This is a genomic window from Pseudoalteromonas sp. ECSMB14103, from assembly GCF_000813065.1.
GTDB classification, from domain to species: Bacteria; Pseudomonadota; Gammaproteobacteria; order Enterobacterales; family Alteromonadaceae; genus Pseudoalteromonas; species Pseudoalteromonas marina.
In genome coordinates this window covers 183113-200863 of record NZ_JWGY01000007.1, presented here as the reverse complement: position 1 = coordinate 200863, position 17751 = coordinate 183113, and the positions used below count along the sequence as shown (strand labels likewise).

Below are 17751 nucleotides of genomic sequence, written 5' to 3'. Positions count from 1 at the left end.
ATAAAATCGTTTTATAAACCCCTCAACCAGCAGTCTATATAAATTGCTTTCTATAAACCTCTATCATATTCATACAAACCAATTACTGGTTAAATAACCCTCAAATAATACGTCGAAGCGCACGTTTTATCTGTAAATATGAAAATTAAGTGTTAACAAAGTTAGCTCACTTAAGTTAATATCAATAACAATCGAATTAAAGGTAGGCATATTTAAGCCCGATTTTTAATCGTTTTGTGTCGCGCATTCTGAGTAGCTAAAACAGAGTCTCGTAATTCATAATAAAAAATATAACTATAGAGGATATCCATGGAAGCTTTTGTAAGCGCTGTTAATGATGTTGTTTGGAGTAATGCCCTTATTTACTTATGCCTTGGCGCGGGCTTGTTTTATTCTGTATTAACTCGATTTGCCCAAGTCAGACATTTTAAAGAAATGTGTAAATTACTTTTTAGTCCTAACACATCTGAAAAAGGTATTTCTTCTTTCCAAGCACTTGCAGTGTCTCTATCGGGGCGAGTCGGTGTTGGTAACATTGCTGGTGTTGCTGCTGCTATCGGTTTTGGCGGTCCAGGGGCTATTTTTTGGATGTGGGTTGTTGCATTTTTAGGTGCAAGTACAGCCTTCGCTGAATCAACGCTTGGTCAAATTTATAAAGAAGAAGAAAACGGTCAATATCGTGGTGGTCCAGCGTATTACTTTGACCGTTGTTTAAAACAAAAATGGTTAGCTATCTTGTTTGCTATTTCTGCCGTTGTTGCGTGTGGTGTTTTCCTACCCGGTGTACAAGCAAATGCGGTGGGTAACGCATTTACTCAAGTATTTGGCGACGGTACTATGGTGTCGACCAGCTTTGGCGATGTAGGTAGCTTTAAGCTAGTTGCGCTGGCTATTATTCTTATCGTTTTAGCATTTATCATTTTTGGTGGTATAAAACGTATTGCCAACTTTACTCAAATTGTTGTGCCATTTATGGCTTTGGGCTACATCGTGCTTGCCTTAATCGTTGTGTTTTTACATATCGATAGAGTGCCTGATATTTTTGCTATGATAATAAGCGACGCCTTTACTGCTCAAGCCGGATTTGGAGCTGCAATTGGCTGGGGTGTAAAGCGCGGAATATATTCAAATGAAGCGGGTCAAGGTACAGGCCCTCATGCAGCGTCTGCGGCAGAAGTCGACCACCCAGCGCAACAAGGTTTAGTTCAGGCTTTTTCAGTGTACGTAGATACCATCTTCGTATGTACTGCAACCGCACTAATGATTTTGTTAACACAACAATACAACATTGTTGGCGAGCTACCAGCTGGTCAATTTATTGTACAAAATGTTGATGCAGCAACTGAAGTAGGCTCTGCAGCATTTACGCAAATGGCTTTGTTTAGTGTATTTGGCGGTTTTGGTGAGGCATTTGTAGGTATTGCGTTATTCTTCTTTGCGTTCACTACTATTTTAGCTTATTACTTCATTGCGGAAACAAACATTGCTTACTTAAATCGTTACTTTAAAGGAAGTATTCCACTGGTTATTGTGAAGTTTGTGATCATGTTTATGGTGGCGTATGGAATGGTTAATAGCTCTGGGTATATTTGGAGCATTGGCGACATAGGTGTAGGCTTGATGGCGTGGATCAACATCTTAGGCATTTTAGCTATCTTCTTTGTCGCAAAACCAGCACTGTTATGTTTAAGCGATTACGAAGAGCAAAAGAAAAAAGGTGGTAAAATTACCTTTGACCCAATTAAGTTAGGTATAAAAAACGCTACTTTCTGGGAAAAACGCCTTGAAAAACAATCTAAGGATCCTGAGTAATTTAATACACAGTGTACTTGCAAGTTTGATTGGATAAACGGGTTTAAACCAATAAAAAGAAAGTTACATTATCTGTTATTGCTTTAAATTCAAAAAAGACAACAACAAATAAAACAAGTACAATAAAGGCGCCGCAAGGCGCTTTTTTTATGCGTAGTATGGAGAGATGTATGGCGATTATTCGTTGCCCAAAATGTGCAAAATCAATTTCAGATAAATACAAGCAATGTCCGCATTGCGAAAGTAACATTTCAGAGCTAAATGACGAGCAGGTTCAACAACTTCAGCGCGAACAGCAAATTAAAAAAAAGCAGATGTTTATAAATCACTCTTTCCTAGCACTTATTTTATTTTTGGGTGGTTTTTTCTGTTTATATTTTTTACAACCGCAAAAAGAAACCCTTGAGTGGTATGCTTACACCATCGCCATTGGCGTAGGGTGCATTTGGTATCTTATTAACCGTATTATTTTAGTGACTCTTAAAAAGAAAAGATGACATGAATATCGATAAACTCGTAGAAAATATTACTCCAGAATTATTTGAACGCTTGCAATATGGTGCATCCACTGGCAAATGGCCAGATGGCACTGTGTTATCAGATGAGCAAAAGCAACAAACAGTGCAGTTGGTTATGTTGTATCAAGCAAAGGTGGCTCAATCGAACGAGCAATTTACGATTGGTGCTAATGGTGAAATGATCCAAAAGACAAAAGCGCAACTACAAAAAGAATTCAAATCAGACAACGAAATAGCTAGGTTTAGTGAACATGATCTTTAAGCACCTTTTTACGCCAAAATGGAAACACCCTAAGCAACAGGTACGTCTTGATGCAATTGAAAAGCTAGATACGCAGCGCGATGCAAGTATTTTAAATACACTTGCATTAGAAGACAGCTCTGCAGAAATTCGCCGAAAAGCGCTTCAAAAGGTAAATGATTTACCACTTTGGTGGAAAGCCTATAAGCAAGACCAAGCGTTGAAGGATATAGCTGAGCAGCAAATATCTAACGCGGTTTTAAACAGTGAAAGCACACTAACACCGCAAATTAAAAGTGAATATATAGAACGCTTTGCACCTGTAAAAACATTAGAAAAACTAGCGTTTGCAGAGAAAGAACTAAAAGTTCGCGTTAAATTACTTAAGCGTTTAGCAAACCCAAAATTAGTAGAAAAAGCTTTTAAAGAAGGCAGTGAAGAACTACAAAAGCAGCTAGTGGAGTTAGTTATTAACCACCAGCTTACCAAACCACTTGCTAAACATGCTAAAGGGGAAGCGAAAAGCATCCTTGATACGCATATTGAAAATGAGCGTCTGGCCAAAGAAATGCCACAAGAAGTTGAAAATTCAACGCGCGTTATTTTAGCAAAACTTAATGCGTTACGTGAAAAAACAGACTTTGCGTTGGTAAACCCACAAGCTGCTGAATTAATGGCTCAATGGCAAGCATTAGAGCTTAAATGGTTATCAGCAGAGCGTATAAAATCGCTAGATGAAAAGTACATAGCTATTACCAGCAAGCTTGATACGCACATAGCGCAACTTAAAGCTGAGCACGATAAAGAACAGCAACGTTTAGCATTAAAACAGCGTCAATTATTGGCATTAGCAACGCTTGAAGCATTAAGTGATGAAATTGAAAATGCGCTTCAATTAGGTTTAGAAACCCCAGAGCAAATTCAACAAGATTGGCTTGACGCTAAAGTAGCCCAAGCAAAACAAGCGATCACAGAGACTGAGCTTGAAAATAACGCACAGTTTAAAGCGGTAATCATAAGGCTTGAGACTTTATTTTCACAAGTGGCTAAATTACCCGAATTAACAACGGTAATTGCTCAATATAAAGAGGCATTGACCGCCTTACAAAAAATTGAACCAGCGCAAAGCATTGAGCAATATGACGATATTCTTTCAGCGTTTAATCAAGCGTTTAAAGAAGCGCGTGGGCATATAGCTATGCTTGATAGCGCACTGCAAGGCAAGTTTAAAACTGAGTTAAACGCGCATAAAAAGCAGTTTTTAGTACCAATGAATGAGTTAGTTAAACCGCTTGAAAAAAATCAAAGCCAAGCAAAGCGAAAAGCTCGTGATGTTAAGCGCTTAATTGAAGAAGGCCGCTTCAATGTGGCATTTGGTGTATTTAAAGGTTTTGAAGAGCTATTTAATACATTAACAGCACGCTACCAGCAACCGCTTGAAAATATTAAAGCAGAGCTAGAGCAGCAGCTTGCTGACGCAAAAGATTGGCAAAAATACGCCGCTGCACCAAAGCGTGTAGCGTTACTTGAAGAAGTAGCCACGTTAACTGAGCAAGAATGTACCGACCCGCAACAACGTGCAGAACAAGTAAAAATGTTTCGCACACGTTGGAATGAGCTTGGCCGTTTAGATACAGATGAAGAAAAACAACAAGGTGTTCAGTTTGACGAACATATTGAATTGTTGTTTGCACCTTGTCGTAGTTACTTTGCCGAGCAAGAAAAAAATCGCGATGCAGCGAAGTTGCAACGTGAAAGCATCATTACTGATATGCACGCGCTTAGCACAGAGCCTACTAGCGAAGAAGGCTTTGATTGGAAACAGTTTGAAAGCCAATACAATAGGCTAAATAAAGCATGGCGCAGTGTAGGAAAAGTTGACCCTAAAACATATCGAGTTTTAAATGATCGCTATAAAAATGAGCAACAACAGGTGCTTGGTTTATTAAATGCGTTTCATAAAGGTAATGCTGCGCTTAAAAATGATTTAGTAGAACAAGCACAGCAGTTATCACAAAGTGACGACTTAGCAAGTGCTTGCCAGACGTTAAAGCAAATGCAGCAGCAATGGCAAACAATTGGCTTTGCGGGCTTGAAAGCAGAAAATGCGTTGTGGCAAAAGTTTCGTCAATATAACGATGAAGCATTTAGTAAGCGCAGCACTGAATTTGAGCAACAAAAGCTTGAACAGAATGAGTCAGACAAACAAGCCGCTGCAGAGCTTGCTGAATTAGAAGCGGTACTAGAGGCGGTTGAACAACGTGCGCAACTTCATGACCTAGAAACGAAGGTAAAGGGTTATGCACAATTCAGAACGCTTGCGCCAAAAGTGGCTACTTTGCTTAAAGCCATAGATGAAAAAGTGTCATTGCTTATGACTAAATCAGAGCAGGCTAACTTAGATGCTTTACTTAACGCGCTTCAAAATAATGAAGAAATACCTGCTCAGTATCAAGCACCGCTAAAAACAACGCTTAAAGAAGAGCAACTTGTAACGCGTATGGAAATTTTAGCAAATGTGAGTTCGCCAAATGCATCACTTAGAATGGCAGAGCAAGTTGCTATGCTTGATGATAAGCATCGTGGTGATCATGCTGATTTAAATTATTATTTAAAACAGTTGCTCGCGCTCAGTAACGGTTCAGTTGAACCTGACACACTAGCTCGATTAAAGACGACACTTGCAGCTTAATCATTAACATTACTTTAAATGTTGATTAAAACTTTAAAAGGCCGCTTAAAAAGCGGCTTTTTGTATTAACCAAACAAAGGATTTACCATGAGATTTTTATTACTTATTACTACGCTTTTTTTAACTGCCTGTAATAGCACGCAAGGTGTATCGGTATATTCATTTACAAATGCTGAAGTAGAAAGCGTATTAGCTAAGGAGTTGCCAAAGTTAAGCGAAAAAGTAAAGCTAATGGGATTACCTGTTCAGCTTAACGTTAATGATTTAAGTGTTGATATAGGGCCAGATAATCGTGATGTTGTTTTACTTGGCGCTGACTCTAGCGCAGAGATCAACGCTTTTGCACTTAAGTACCCAATTCGTTTAAAGCTTCAAATAGAGGGCAGCCCATTCTACGATAGCGAGAAAAAAGCAGTGTTTTTGCGTAATATTAAACTACTGGGCTCAAGCGTTGATGCTGGTGGCTTTAGAGGCAACATTGGCGCGCTTGACGATCAAGCAATGGGTGTAATCAATACCTTTTTGGCTAACAACCCTGTATATACGTTAAACATGAACGATCCTAAAATGATGCTATTGAGCAAATTGCCACTCGACATGAAAGTATCGCAAGGTGCAATTAAACTGGTTCCTAGATTATAAATAACCAGGCTAATCAGATCGGCCTGCCTTAATTAATCGTATTAAATAACCTAACTATAAGCTAATTAGGTTCATTATATTATGGCAGCACCGCGTAACGTGCCCACATCGAGACTTTCTCGTTTTGCAAAATTAGGCTCATTAGCATCAGGCGTTGCGGGTAATATGCTGGTTGATGGCGCTAAAAGTGCACTAACAGGTAAAGGCTGGGATAACAAACGCTTACTTCTGCAGCCTAAAAATATTGAAAAACTTGCTGTGCAGCTCTCTCACTTACGCGGAGCAGCAATGAAATTAGGCCAGCTTCTATCTATGGATGCTGGTGACTTGCTCAGTCCTGAGCTCGCCCAGTTACTCGCTTTGTTGCGCTCTGACGCAAATCCAATGCCGCATAAGCAGCTAGTTGAAGTTTTAAAAGAACAATGGGGGGACGACTGGCTTTCTCGTTTTTCTCATATTGAACTCAGACCTTTTGCAGCGGCTTCTATTGGGCAAGTGCATTTAGCGTATCAAGAAAATGGCGATAAGCTCGCAGTTAAAGTTCAGTACCCGGGTATTGCAAAGAGTGTTGAGAGCGACGTAGATAACGTGATTACGCTGTTAACCCTATCGCGCCTATTACCTAAAGATCTCGACATTAAACCCCTTGTGAATGAGGCTAAGGCACAATTACTTGCAGAAGCAGATTACCTGCGAGAAGCAGATTATTTAATACGTTACAAAAATGCACTCAACGGCAATGCTCACTTTAAAGTGCCTGATGTTTACACTTCGCACAGTACGCAGCAAGTGCTTACAATGGAATATGTTAATGCTGAACCCATAGAGAGCATCACAGAGCAGCCACAAAGCCAGCGAAGTTTTGTTGCTGAGCAGCTTATTAATTTATTTTTTAAAGAAATGTTTGAATTTAAACTCATTCAAACGGATCCTAACTTTGCTAATTTTCATTATCAAACAGAGACACAAAAAATCGTTTTATTTGATTTTGGTGCAACGCGAGAAATATCAACTGAGTTGAGTTCAGCTTATTTGGCACTATTTAAAGCAGGTAGCGATAATAGCCGAGAGGGCGTATTAAAAGCAGCATCGCAAATTGGTTACTTTAAAGATGACATTATAGATAATTATAAAAATAACGTAATCGACTTGTTTTTAATGGCGTGCGAACCGCTCAGGCATGATGGTGAATTTGATTTTAAACATAGTGAGTTAGCACTTAAAATTAAGGATGCTGGGCTTGCACTTAGTGCTCAATCACAGCAGTGGCACACTCCACCCGTCGATGCGTTGTTTATACACCGAAAACTAGCCGGTTTGTATTTAATAGCTGCTCGTTTGGGGGCAAAAATTGATGTGCGTGCGCTTTTTAGTCATTTCGCATAAATGCTGAGCTAATATCGATACAAAGTTACTGGTGCAGTAATGTGTTAAAGTTGTCATAATACTCGTGATATTTCGCGAGGCGTAGTTATGATAAAGCAATTTTTAAACGATCCAAAGTTATTACTTAATGCCGTGGGTGAGGGAATTTACGGATTCGACTTGTCTGGAAACGCTGTATTTGTAAACCCAGCAGCAGAGCGCATGACAGGGTGGAAGGCAGAGGAGCTACTAGGAAAAAAAATACATCAATATCATCACCATACTCGTGCCGATGGCACGCCTTACCCTGCAGATGAGTGTCAAATTTACTGTACCATGTTTGATGGTAAACGCCGTGAAGTTAACAATGAAGTGTTTTGGCGCAAAGACGGTAGCTCGTTTGCTGTTGAATATACATCCACTCCAGTGTATCGAAAAAATCAACTTATTGGTGCCGTTGCTATATTTCGTGATATATCGCAGCAGCAACAAACCCAAAATGATTTACAAAACGCACTTAAAAAAATAAAGCAGCTGAGTGAGCAGTTAAAAGACGAGAATAGCTATTTAATAGCAGAGTTAAATCAGGACTGGCAAGACTCTGGGCTTGTAGGGCAAAGCCATGTGTTCCAAACCATGTTAGAGCAAATCAAATTAGTGAGCGAAACCGACACTACCGTGCTTATTCTGGGAGAAAATGGCACAGGTAAAGAGCTAGTAGCACGCAATTTATATAGGTTAAGCAAACGCAGCAAGCATGCCTTTATTAAAGTAAATTGTGCAGCTTTTACACCGAGCTTATTGGAGTCTGAGCTGTTTGGGCATGAGAAAGGCGCTTTTACTGGGGCTAACGAACGTCGTAAAGGCCGATTTGAACTGGCCGATAAAGGCACACTTTTTTTAGATGAAATAGCCGAATTACCTCTAGAATCACAAAGTAAGCTACTAAGAGTGCTACAAGAGCAAGAATTTGAGCGGGTTGGTGGTAGCCAAACCTTAAGTGTAAACATTCGAGTTATAGCGGCTACAAACCGCGATTTGTGGCAAATGGTGCAAAAGGGCAGTTTTAGAATAGATTTATATTATCGACTTAATGTATTTCCTATTAAAGTACCGGCCCTGAGAGAGCGTAAAGAGGATATTCCTTACTTATGCAGCAACCTCATACAGCAATTAAATAAACGCTTGGGGAAGCAGTTAAAAGGGTTAAGTAAAAAAGCAGTTACTAAGCTTCAAGCCTACGATTGGCCTGGCAACATAAGAGAGCTGCAAAATGTACTGGAGCGAGAAGCCATTTTGTCCAAACAATCTGTTTTACAGCTCAATCAACCACTCAATGGTGACACTACGCAAAATGTTGACGAGTCTCTTACCCTCGATGAGGCGCAAAGGCTGCATATAAGCCGTGTTTTAACACTGTGTAACGGGCAAATTTCGGGAAGTAAAGGTGCTGCACTGAAGTTAGGGTTACCTGAAAGTACACTTCGCTCAAAAATGAGAAAGCTAGGAATTAATAAATAATCGCGATATATAACGTTTTTCGTTATATGTCGCGATTGGTAAAAGCGTGTAAATTATAAAGTTATTTAATATCAATAGATTAAATAAAGTTTCAGTTTGGTCTGAAAGTTGCAAATACTTAAACAACATCCGTTCTAATTAAGTAAGTAACATGAAGTTTGATATTAAAGAGCAAGACATGATCATTAAGCCCTATAACTCAGGGCCAATTTATATTCGCGAGCAAAAAGGCTTTTTTCAACGTATACGCCGTAATTTAGGCTGGTTGCTAATGTTAACGTTTATTGCCATTCCATGGATTCAATACAACGGTCAGCAGGCTGTACTGTTAGATGTCGCAACACAAACCTTTACTATTTTTGGATTAACACTTCTTCCTCAAGACTTTATGATTTTAGCCATGCTTTTTATGGTGGGAGCCTTTGCGTTATTTTTTGTTACTAATTGGCTTGGCCGAGTTTGGTGCGGTTACACGTGCCCGCAAACAATATGGATGTTGATGTTTACATGGGTTGAGCAACGAATAGAAGGTACACGCAATCAGCGCATTAAATTAGATAAGTCAAAATGGACATTTAGCACGTGGCGTAAAAAAATAGCTAAACACAGCGCGTGGATAGTTATTTCGGTTTTAACAGCGACCTCATTTATGGCGTATTTTATTCCGGCTAAAAATTTATACTTAGACATGCTTTCGTTTGATTGGTCTGGCATTACCACATTTTGGGTGCTTTTTTTTGCTGGGTGTACGTACGGTAATGCTGGTTTTTTAAGAGAAAAAATGTGCACCATTGCATGCCCATATTCTCGTTTTCAGTCAGTGATGTTTGATAAAGATACCTTAGTTGTTACTTATGATGCTGAACGAGGAGAAAACCGTGGCCCACGTAAGCGTAAAGCTGATCCAAAGTCATTAAACCTAGGCGATTGTGTAGACTGTAATTTATGTGTGGAGGTATGCCCTGCGGGTATTGATATAAGAAATGGCTTGCAATATGAGTGCATAAACTGTGGTTTATGTATTGATGCCTGCGATGACACAATGAATAAGTTTGGCTACGACAAAGGCTTAATTAAATACGCGAGTGAAAAACAGATGGAAGGTAAAAAAACCAACCCATTTAGATTAAAGCTTGTTGGCTATGGTGCGTTAACTGCCTTACTTATCCTATCGATGTTTGCATGGATGATGCAGCGTACACCCATAGAGGCCTCAGTGCTTCGTGATAGAAACGCACTCTACAGAGTAAATTATGAGGGCCTAGTTGAAAACCCATACACACTAACCATTATTAACAAAACACAGCAATCAATGCACTACACAATCGCTATTGAGGGGTTACCTGGGGCAACGCTTAAAAGTCCAAAGGCAACACTCGTACAACCTGGTTTAATGAAAAAAATACCGGTTACGGTTACCGCTGATGGTTACGATATTAAACAAAAAGTAAGTAAATTAAGATTTGTAGTTACCGCGCAGGAAGATGCGAGTATTACCATCACCAAGGACAGTCAGTTTTATAAAAACTAAGTAGTTAAACGCCAAGTTGATTAAATAATTAATCCGCTTGGCTGTTTTTAAGGTGCTTAATAACGTATTGCTTGGCACTTTCAACCTCACTAAATATACATTTAGTGCCGTCTCTGCCAACGCTATTTAAAACCCGCGACATTTGACTGATTGCGATGGCCGATGTCATTACATACGCGCTGATAAAGCAATTTGCAGCTTGCATTTTTTTGCCAATTTTAGTGAGCAATAACTCGGCTTCAGGCGTCGCTGCTAATACTTTTCGTGAGTCGCTAATATAGCCCCAGGGGTTGCCATTAAATTGTGCTGTAGTATTAATGAGCTTTTCACCATACACAGTTAGAATATCGGTATCGATGCTACCTGAAAATTCAGCAACAATTATGTTGTTATCTACATAAAAATTAACGTTGCCATAGTCATTTTTTAATGAAAAGTCATAATGCTCATTTTTATCTACTTGCAAGGCTTTCTCTCTATTTATATTACAGACTTGTTACTACGTTTAATAAAACACACTTATAATAAACGTAGCAACTAGTAATTTAGCCTTCATTTCGTAAATAATTTAAAGCACTATCAATAACATCAACTTGCGCTAATATACATTGTTCACTATTGGCTGAAGGGCTATCTGGGTAAACCTCTGTTGTTGTTACAAAAGGAGCATCAGTAAAGCCCATACATAAACCTAATTTGCGTGCTGCGTAATTTATAACGCCAAATTGTTCCTGCGGTACACCTATTAATGCATTGTTTTCATCGCTTGGTGCAATATGCGTAACCTTTGCAACGCCCTCAATAATCACTTTTTGAAATTCTGGTTCTGGCTTTGTACTGTCAGCAACTAAGTAAAACCCATCAGGAATATTCCAGTTTGTATTAGTTGTGCCTTCACGTGCTGCAAGCGCTGGCCTGAATTCACTGTTATCGGAGTCTGTTGTCTCGTGTAAATCAATGTGTGCTAGTAGATCAATATTTAATGATTTTACATAGGCCATTACCGCAGCAGACTCGTGTGATGGGCTATTTTCGTAAAAAGAGCGGTTAGGATCTATTGCGCTTGGGTTCCAGCGGTTAATTGTTTCATACCCCCAAGGGCTAATACAGGGAGTAATAATTATATTAAAGTGTTTTGAATGATTTAAAGCAGAGGTTTTTGCAAATCTAAGCGCGCCATGTACACCACTGGTTTCGTACCCATGCACGCCACCGGTAATTAAAACCGTTGGTTTGGTATCATCAAAATTAGGTGTTTGCAGGGCATATAATGGATAACAGCCATCGTTGTAATTAAGCTCACCATATTGCTCAACCGTTAATGTGCCTTTAAGCTCGTTAATTAACGTTAACACTTCATCTTGGTAGCTACGCTTTATAACTTGCCCTGCTAGCCATTGTGCTTTGTCGCTGTCGTTCCATTTTTTACCTGGTGTGCCAATTGGGTATGCGCTGTCAGTCATTATAAAGCCTTGGTATATCAATATTTAATGAAATAAAGCGCTAGCTTAACGCTGACTAAAATAGCCTGCAACTTAATGCGATGCATAACATTTCTATAAAAATTAACCATAACCGCGATTTTAACTTTGCTATGATTAAACAGGTAAAAAACGCAGTTAAATTAATTAACTGCGTTGAAAGTCACTCAAACGGCCCTTTTATAACCGCGTGGCTGTTTTGTACCATTAAAGTACCGTTTGCCCATACGTACTCAGGGGTTAAGGTCTCTTTATCGAGAAGCACAATATCTGCGTCGCTCGCTGTTTTTAAGCGGCCTTTATTAAGCCCTAAAATATCAGCGGGGTTACTGGTTATGCTCATCAAGGCGTGCTCAATAGGGACGTTATATTGCTTAACTGCTTGCTGAAACGAGGTTAATAAAGAGGACTCTTTACCTACCTCAAGTCCCAATAAATTAAAGTCTTTATCGAAAATAGGTAAACTAGCATGGCCATCTGAGCTCATAGTGAGTTGATTTGCTGCTACACCTTGGTCTAAGCAATAAGCAAGGGCATGGGCTGCTGCGAACTCACCGTGGGCTAAATCGTAATCGGTAGTGCTGGTGGTAAAGTCGATAGTACCGCCCTGATCACAAAATTGAATACCGGCATCAAGAAGTGCTTTATTGCGGTTCATATGCGTAGGATAAAACTGTTTAAGCTTAATATCACTTTGCTGAGCCACCTGATGCAAAATAGTTAAATGGCTATCAACAGGGCCCACATGAATACTTACGGTGCCTTTTTTACCACTGAGCATACCGGCTACTTTAGCCTCGGCTGCTAATTCCGCTAATTGCTGTACAGTAGGTTGGCTACTGCGATGATCAGAAATCGCCACCTCGCCTACACCTATAAACTCCTCTATATACATAATGTCGTCAGTGATTGAGTGGCTGAGTGTTTTAGCTGGCAAATGATACGAACCCGTATGGCAAAATACATTTAGCCCTTGCTCTTTAAGCCCTTTTGCTTTGGCAACCAAATTGGTCAGCGTACGTGAGCTTGAATCGGTACCTAGTGCTGCCACCACCGTGGTGGTGCCCGACAAGGTGGCATCGGTTAGGTTCATTTCAGGGGTGCGGCTGGCAAATCCAGCCTCGCCACCGCCACCGGTAATATGCACTAACGAGTCAACAAACCCCGGCGTAACAAGCTTATTTTTACCGTCAATTCGTTTGACGAGTACACTGCTGTCGAGGATTATATTTTCGTCAATAGCAATGATTTTACCACCGCCAATTAAAACATCTTGTGTGCCTAGGTAAGTAGGTGCATAAACGTTTGCACCTTGAATTAAAGTTAACATAACAAATTCTTTTTATTGATAATTAATAAAGTAAGCAAGAAATATAAAGCCGCTTGCTAATACAAAAAGTGCTAGAGCAAAGCGCCAAATAAACGCAGCCCATTCTCCCCAATCTAATTTTACGACCCCTAAACAACCAATTAAACTAGCTGAGGTGGGAATTAAAATATTGGTTAATCCATCACCCAATTGAAAGGCCAATACTACAATTTGCCTTGATACATTGAGCAAATCGCCAAGTGGAGACATCAGCGGCATAGTGATGGCAGCTTGGCCTGAACCCGATGAAACAAAAAAGTTAAATACACTTTGGAACACCAGCATTCCCCAAGCCGCAATGTAATCTGGCACACTGGCTATGCTACTTGCACAGTAATACAGCAGTGTATTTAGGGTTGAGGGAGTAGTTAAATCGCTACCCCCTAATAGTAATACAATGCCTTTAGCTAGTGCGACCAATAACGCCGCTGGCAGTAACTCTTGTGCACCGTTTTTAAAGGCTTCAGCGCACTCATTTGCGGTTAGCTTTTTAAACACGATGGCAATTATTGCACTAATAATACCAATACAAAAAAACTGTGCCGCAAGCTCAGGAATATAATATTGGCGAGCCATTACGCCCCATACAACCCAGGCTATACCCAATACAAACACTAATAATGTGAGTGCATCGGCTAAGCTAAGTTTAATTGATGGCTGATCACCCGCTTTTTGGGTTTGTATTCTGATGCGTTTTGCATAGCGAATGGTAAACACAAGGCCTGCAAGAGTAAAACACGCCCACGCTAGCATACGAAAACCCGCGCCAGAAAACACGGGGATTTCAGCTATCGATTGCGCTATAGCAATGCTAAAAGGGTTCATCCATGAGGTGGCAAAGCCTATTTGCGTGGCCACATAGGTTGTGAGCACGGTAACTTTAGCGTCGTAGCCAAGTTGTTGCATAATAGGGAAAAGCACAATACAAAAGGCAATAGCTTCTTCGCCCATACCAAATACCGCGCCGCCTAACGAAAATAGTAAAAATAGTAAGGGAATAAATAGCCATTCAACCCGTTGAGTTTTATTAATAAGTGCCAGAATGCCGTTGTTAATCGCACCGGTTTTCATAACAATGCCAAAAGCACCGCCAGTGATTAAAATAAACGCCATTACGCCAATCGCTGCACCATATTTATCACCCGACACTAAGCCTTCAAACAATACATTTGCTAAACCAATATCGCCACCTTGTGCAAAAAATGGCGGTGATTGTTGGTTATTAACGGTTTGATATTGTGAAAGCTGCACAGTATGGCTACCCGGTTCTGCATTAAATACCCCAGGGGTAATAAAAACCGTGGCCATATAGGCAATCACTGCCACGCAAAGCAAAAGAATGCTCGCATCGGGCACAGAAAATTGTTTTTGTTTCATAATTTCACTTTAATAAAAGGTCATTGTGTTGATGCGTAAATAAACGCTTAAATGTACTTTAGCACTTAATAGGCAGTGTCACTGTAGCCATGACCTGTAATAAAAGGAAGGCCGCAAAGCGTTTGCTTTGCGGCTAAGTGGTTAAAAGCGGTAGCTAATACTTAATTTATAATTAGCACCAAGGGCATTATGATTAATTGAATCAAATCCGCGGCTTGAACCAAAAAGTGTGGGTGGCTCTTTATCAAAAATATTATTGATACGCGCACGCAAAGTCAGCGATTTATTAACATAGTAACCCGCTGATAAATCCCAAACGAGCCAATCGTCAACCTGATGCTCACCTTTTGAGTCTAATACGCCAAGTGAATCTAGTTCATCAATTTCACGCCCACGCAGGCCTTCTATATCATCTTCGTAGCTGCTGGTGTAGTTTGCACCTAAGTTAAGGTAGTAACTTTGCGCTTCCCAATCTATTGACATACGAGCAATGTTTTCAGGGTAACGATAAGTTCCTACCAACTTCTCTAACGAGTCAGACCCCGGTTTATTACGTTCAAACTCAAGGTAATGAGTGCCGTCAAACGCAAAGGTTAAGTCGCCACCTGATAGCCTAAAGCGGTGATCAAACTTAAAGTCTATGCCAGCTAAAGTTTGAGTACCGGTGTTTTCAAGTGGGATAGCATGATCGCGAAACAGCGGTAAGAATAGCTCGTTATCACGTGGGTTGAATTCATCGATGTAGCTGGCTAAGATTTCAGTTAAGTTGGCTCCGTCTTGCTCTATGTTTAAACCACTGGTGTCGGTGACATCACATAATGCTTCATCGTACGATATGCCTTGCTCGCCCGGTGGTACAATGCCACAGTGACGAAGTGATGCATCGGTTATGGCGCGATCTAACACTGCGGTCATGTTAGTATCAATTACTTCTTCATGATCAAACTGCCAATAATCAAGGGTTAAATTAGTATTAGCCGATGGGCTCCATGCAAAACCAACACTAATAGCTTCAGATTCTTCTGCATTTAAATTAGGGTTACCTAACTCTAACGAATTAACACTTACTTCGGTGCCATCACCCATACAGTATAAATCAGCTACAGCTTGGTTTGCACCACAGTCAAAAGTAGATTGTGTGGTTCTTAATTTAACACCAGCCTGCGTTAATGATGGTGCCCTAAACGAGGTTGACCATGAACCACGAACAATTAACGAATCAGTCGGGCGATAGCTCAAACCAATTTTAGGATTAAAGGTGCCATCAAAATCATCGTAATGATCGTATCGACCCGCTGCTTGAAGCTCTACTTGCTCACTCAGTGAAATACTTAATTCAGCAAACGCTGCATATTGAGTGCGATCGGCCTCTGATAAACTAGAGCCAAAGCCAAATACATCAACAAGGTAATCATTACCTGCTTGAGCTTGTGAATTAAGCGAAGGAATGTCGTTTAACTCTTCACGGCGTGCTTCTACCCCAAATGAGGCATAGGCAGGCAGGTCGTTAAAGGTAAATAGCTCACCATTAAAGTTAGCATCCCAGCCGTAAACAGTACTTTCTCCGCTACGTGTTGGGCGAGCTTGCGCTGTTGCCAAAACAGCATCGTTAGCGGCGTCGCCTTGAAGGAAAGGGTTGTAAAAAGGCAGCAGTTCTCCCGATGCACAGTTTAAGTCAGTACCGTCAAAACTCGCTAATGTACCGTCTGAACACAGCTCGCCGGTGATCGCGCCATGAAACTGGTAACGATTATATACCCCTGCAATAGCCTCCTGCTCTGAGCGCGAGCGAGAAAGAGTAACACCAGACTCCCAGCCCCAGTCGCCAATTTCACCACTTAGGCTACTTACTAAGCGAAAGTTTTTCGTTTCTACTTCCACTGTTCTTTGGGCATTAAAGCGGGCATCAAAGCCAAAACCATATACTTCTCGGCCACTTTGAGTATCAAATGGGTCAATGTAGAGTTGATCCATTAAATCATTACTACCATCGGTATTATCGTAAATAAATAAGGCGTCTTCTAAAATAAACGGGCCGTCGTCGTCATTAATTTGGTTAATAGGTGAGGGAGAAGAATACGCTTTTGCTTTGGTTTGACTGTAAAAAAAGTCAGTGTGCCATTGTAGACCACCGAGCTCGCTATTAAACATAAAGCCGGTTGAAAGGCTTTCAAATGGCGTATCTAGGTAATCATCTTGGTTAGGGTAGTAAGCACAAATTTGTTCACCAAATTCAGTAGTCACTAATTCGGTTTTACAGTTTGGTGATGGAAGTTCGTTACCATCTCGGCTGCTGAAATAATAAATATTCGGTGAGTTCTCCAGCTTAGGTAAATACGAGTAACCATTAACTAAAGAAGGTGAAGCGGTATAATCGCGGTCGGTTGCTCTAAAAGCGTTACGGTCGTATATATCTGCAAATACCGTTAAGTTACTCTCGCCTATTTTTGTACCATACACTAAGTTTAGCTGCTTTTTACTTTCGTCATGCTGATCAAAGCTATCGGCAAACGAAGTATTGATTTCAGCGCCTTCAAAATCATCTTTTAAGATGTAATTAATAACACCCGCTACAGCATCGGCACCATAAACGGCTGATGCACCGGTGGCTAAAATATCAATACGCTCAATGGCGGCTAGCGGAATTGAATTCACATCTACAAAGTTTTCAGTACCAGCAGCAAATGAGCTAGGTGCAACTCGGCGGCCATTAATTAATGTAAGCGTTGCCGAAGGTCCCATGCCTCTTAAACTCGCTGCTGATTGGCCCGCTGGTGTAGAAGTAGACGTACCGCCACTTTCAGAGGTTGAGAACGTACCGCTCCCGCCTTTAAATACAGATAAATCTTTGAGTAATTCATGGATGGTATTAGCGCCAGAGCGTTTAATCGCATCTTGGTCTAACACGGTTAGTGGAATAGTGCCTTCCAGATCAACGCCTTTTAAACGTGATCCTGTTACTTCTACTCGTTCAATGTTGGTATCAGTTTGAGTTTCTTGTGCGTACGCACAGGTAATAGGGCTCAGTAAAGCGCTTACTGTGGCCGCAATAGTTAGTTGACGAAACATTGTAGTACCTTTTGTCTTTTTTAAGCGCGCAGAAATAGGTTTAATATTTCTTAAGGCTTTAATTATTATGTTTTTTAGACAGGGCAGTGGTGAAATGACACGCTGAGCCCCTCACAGAAATCAGTGAGGTGGT

The 17751-nt window shown here is 40.5% G+C and carries 13 protein-coding genes; 8 read left to right on the top strand and 5 right to left on the bottom strand.

The features are described from left to right. Positions 1 to 309: 309 nt before the first annotated feature. The 8 genes from RF53_RS13030 (at position 310) to ccoG (ending at position 10322) form a co-directional block, all read left to right on the top strand. Positions 310 to 1812 carry an alanine/glycine:cation symporter family protein gene (locus RF53_RS13030; protein ID WP_008132031.1) on the top strand — a complete coding sequence of 501 codons (1503 nt, stop codon included), beginning with the start codon at positions 310 to 312 and terminating at the stop codon, positions 1810 to 1812. Positions 1813 to 1982: 170 nt separating this feature from the next. Beyond that, complete coding sequence (locus RF53_RS13025; protein WP_008132029.1) at positions 1983 to 2309, top strand: hypothetical protein; 327 nt, start codon at positions 1983 to 1985, stop codon at positions 2307 to 2309. Between the two features lies 1 nt (position 2310). Continuing rightward, complete coding sequence (locus RF53_RS13020) at positions 2311 to 2592, top strand: YeaC family protein (RefSeq protein WP_006794492.1); 282 nt, start codon at positions 2311 to 2313, stop codon at positions 2590 to 2592. Then, positions 2582 to 5263, top strand: coding sequence for a DUF349 domain-containing protein (locus tag RF53_RS13015; protein WP_039037924.1), 2682 nt, complete (start codon positions 2582 to 2584; stop codon positions 5261 to 5263). Before RF53_RS13020 ends, RF53_RS13015 begins: the two co-directional genes overlap by 11 nt. An 87-nt stretch (positions 5264 to 5350) precedes the next feature. Beyond that, positions 5351 to 5905: a DUF1439 domain-containing protein gene (locus RF53_RS13010; RefSeq protein WP_033025795.1), complete on the top strand. Its 555-nt coding sequence runs from the start codon at positions 5351 to 5353 to the stop codon at positions 5903 to 5905. Between the two features lie 81 nt (positions 5906 to 5986). After that, the gene (locus RF53_RS13005) at positions 5987 to 7291 is read left to right on the top strand and encodes an ABC1 kinase family protein (protein WP_039037923.1); all 1305 of its coding nucleotides are present in this window, start codon (positions 5987 to 5989) and stop codon (positions 7289 to 7291) included. Between the two features lie 87 nt (positions 7292 to 7378). Further along, on the top strand, positions 7379 to 8791 hold the full coding sequence (locus RF53_RS13000; protein ID WP_039037922.1) for a sigma-54 interaction domain-containing protein: 1413 nt from the start codon (positions 7379 to 7381) through the stop codon (positions 8789 to 8791). 151 nt (positions 8792 to 8942) lie between these two features. Next, positions 8943 to 10322 carry a cytochrome c oxidase accessory protein CcoG gene (ccoG, locus tag RF53_RS12995; protein WP_006794487.1) on the top strand — a complete coding sequence of 460 codons (1380 nt, stop codon included), beginning with the start codon at positions 8943 to 8945 and terminating at the stop codon, positions 10320 to 10322. Positions 10323 to 10350: 28 nt separating this feature from the next. On the opposite strand, the gene RF53_RS12990 is transcribed toward ccoG, so the two are convergent. The 5 genes from RF53_RS12990 to RF53_RS12970 all read right to left on the bottom strand — a co-directional run bounded on the left by RF53_RS12990 (position 10351) and on the right by RF53_RS12970 (position 17618). After that, positions 10351 to 10788 carry a hypothetical protein gene (locus RF53_RS12990; protein WP_039037921.1) on the bottom strand — a complete coding sequence of 146 codons (438 nt, stop codon included), beginning with the start codon at positions 10786 to 10788 and terminating at the stop codon, positions 10351 to 10353. A 79-nt stretch (positions 10789 to 10867) separates the two neighbouring features. Continuing rightward, positions 10868 to 11785, bottom strand: coding sequence for a M14 family metallopeptidase (locus RF53_RS12985; protein ID WP_039037920.1), 918 nt, complete (start codon positions 11783 to 11785; stop codon positions 10868 to 10870). Between the two features lie 181 nt (positions 11786 to 11966). Then, entirely contained in the window at positions 11967 to 13133 is a 1167-nt protein-coding gene (gene iadA / locus RF53_RS12980; RefSeq protein ID WP_039037919.1) for a beta-aspartyl-peptidase, read from the bottom strand. Positions 13134 to 13145: 12 nt separating this feature from the next. Then, positions 13146 to 14549 (bottom strand): putative basic amino acid antiporter YfcC, encoded by a 1404-nt coding sequence (yfcC, locus tag RF53_RS12975; RefSeq protein WP_039037918.1) that lies wholly within the window; start codon positions 14547 to 14549, stop codon positions 13146 to 13148. A 141-nt stretch (positions 14550 to 14690) separates the two neighbouring features. Next, positions 14691 to 17618 (bottom strand): TonB-dependent receptor domain-containing protein, encoded by a 2928-nt coding sequence (locus RF53_RS12970; RefSeq protein WP_039037917.1) that lies wholly within the window; start codon positions 17616 to 17618, stop codon positions 14691 to 14693. Positions 17619 to 17751: the final 133 nt, after the last annotated feature.

What these genes read in the sequence shown, in the direction of transcription:
- RF53_RS13020 (WP_006794492.1), top strand. Translation starts at nt 2,311, where the DNA reads ATGAATATCGATAAACTCGTAGAAAATATTACTCCAGAATTATTTGAA.
- RF53_RS12985 (WP_039037920.1), bottom strand. Translation starts at nt 11,785, where the DNA reads ATGACTGACAGCGCATACCCAATTGGCACACCAGGTAAAAAATGGAAC.
- RF53_RS13005 (WP_039037923.1), top strand. Translation starts at nt 5,987, where the DNA reads ATGGCAGCACCGCGTAACGTGCCCACATCGAGACTTTCTCGTTTTGCA.
- iadA (WP_039037919.1), bottom strand. Translation starts at nt 13,133, where the DNA reads ATGTTAACTTTAATTCAAGGTGCAAACGTTTATGCACCTACTTACCTA.
- RF53_RS13000 (WP_039037922.1), top strand. Translation starts at nt 7,379, where the DNA reads ATGATAAAGCAATTTTTAAACGATCCAAAGTTATTACTTAATGCCGTG.
- RF53_RS13025 (WP_008132029.1), top strand. Translation starts at nt 1,983, where the DNA reads ATGGCGATTATTCGTTGCCCAAAATGTGCAAAATCAATTTCAGATAAA.
- RF53_RS13010 (WP_033025795.1), top strand. Translation starts at nt 5,351, where the DNA reads ATGAGATTTTTATTACTTATTACTACGCTTTTTTTAACTGCCTGTAAT.
- yfcC (WP_039037918.1), bottom strand. Translation starts at nt 14,549, where the DNA reads ATGAAACAAAAACAATTTTCTGTGCCCGATGCGAGCATTCTTTTGCTT.
- RF53_RS13015 (WP_039037924.1), top strand. Translation starts at nt 2,582, where the DNA reads ATGATCTTTAAGCACCTTTTTACGCCAAAATGGAAACACCCTAAGCAA.
- RF53_RS13030 (WP_008132031.1), top strand. Translation starts at nt 310, where the DNA reads ATGGAAGCTTTTGTAAGCGCTGTTAATGATGTTGTTTGGAGTAATGCC.
- RF53_RS12970 (WP_039037917.1), bottom strand. Translation starts at nt 17,618, where the DNA reads ATGTTTCGTCAACTAACTATTGCGGCCACAGTAAGCGCTTTACTGAGC.
- ccoG (WP_006794487.1), top strand. Translation starts at nt 8,943, where the DNA reads ATGAAGTTTGATATTAAAGAGCAAGACATGATCATTAAGCCCTATAAC.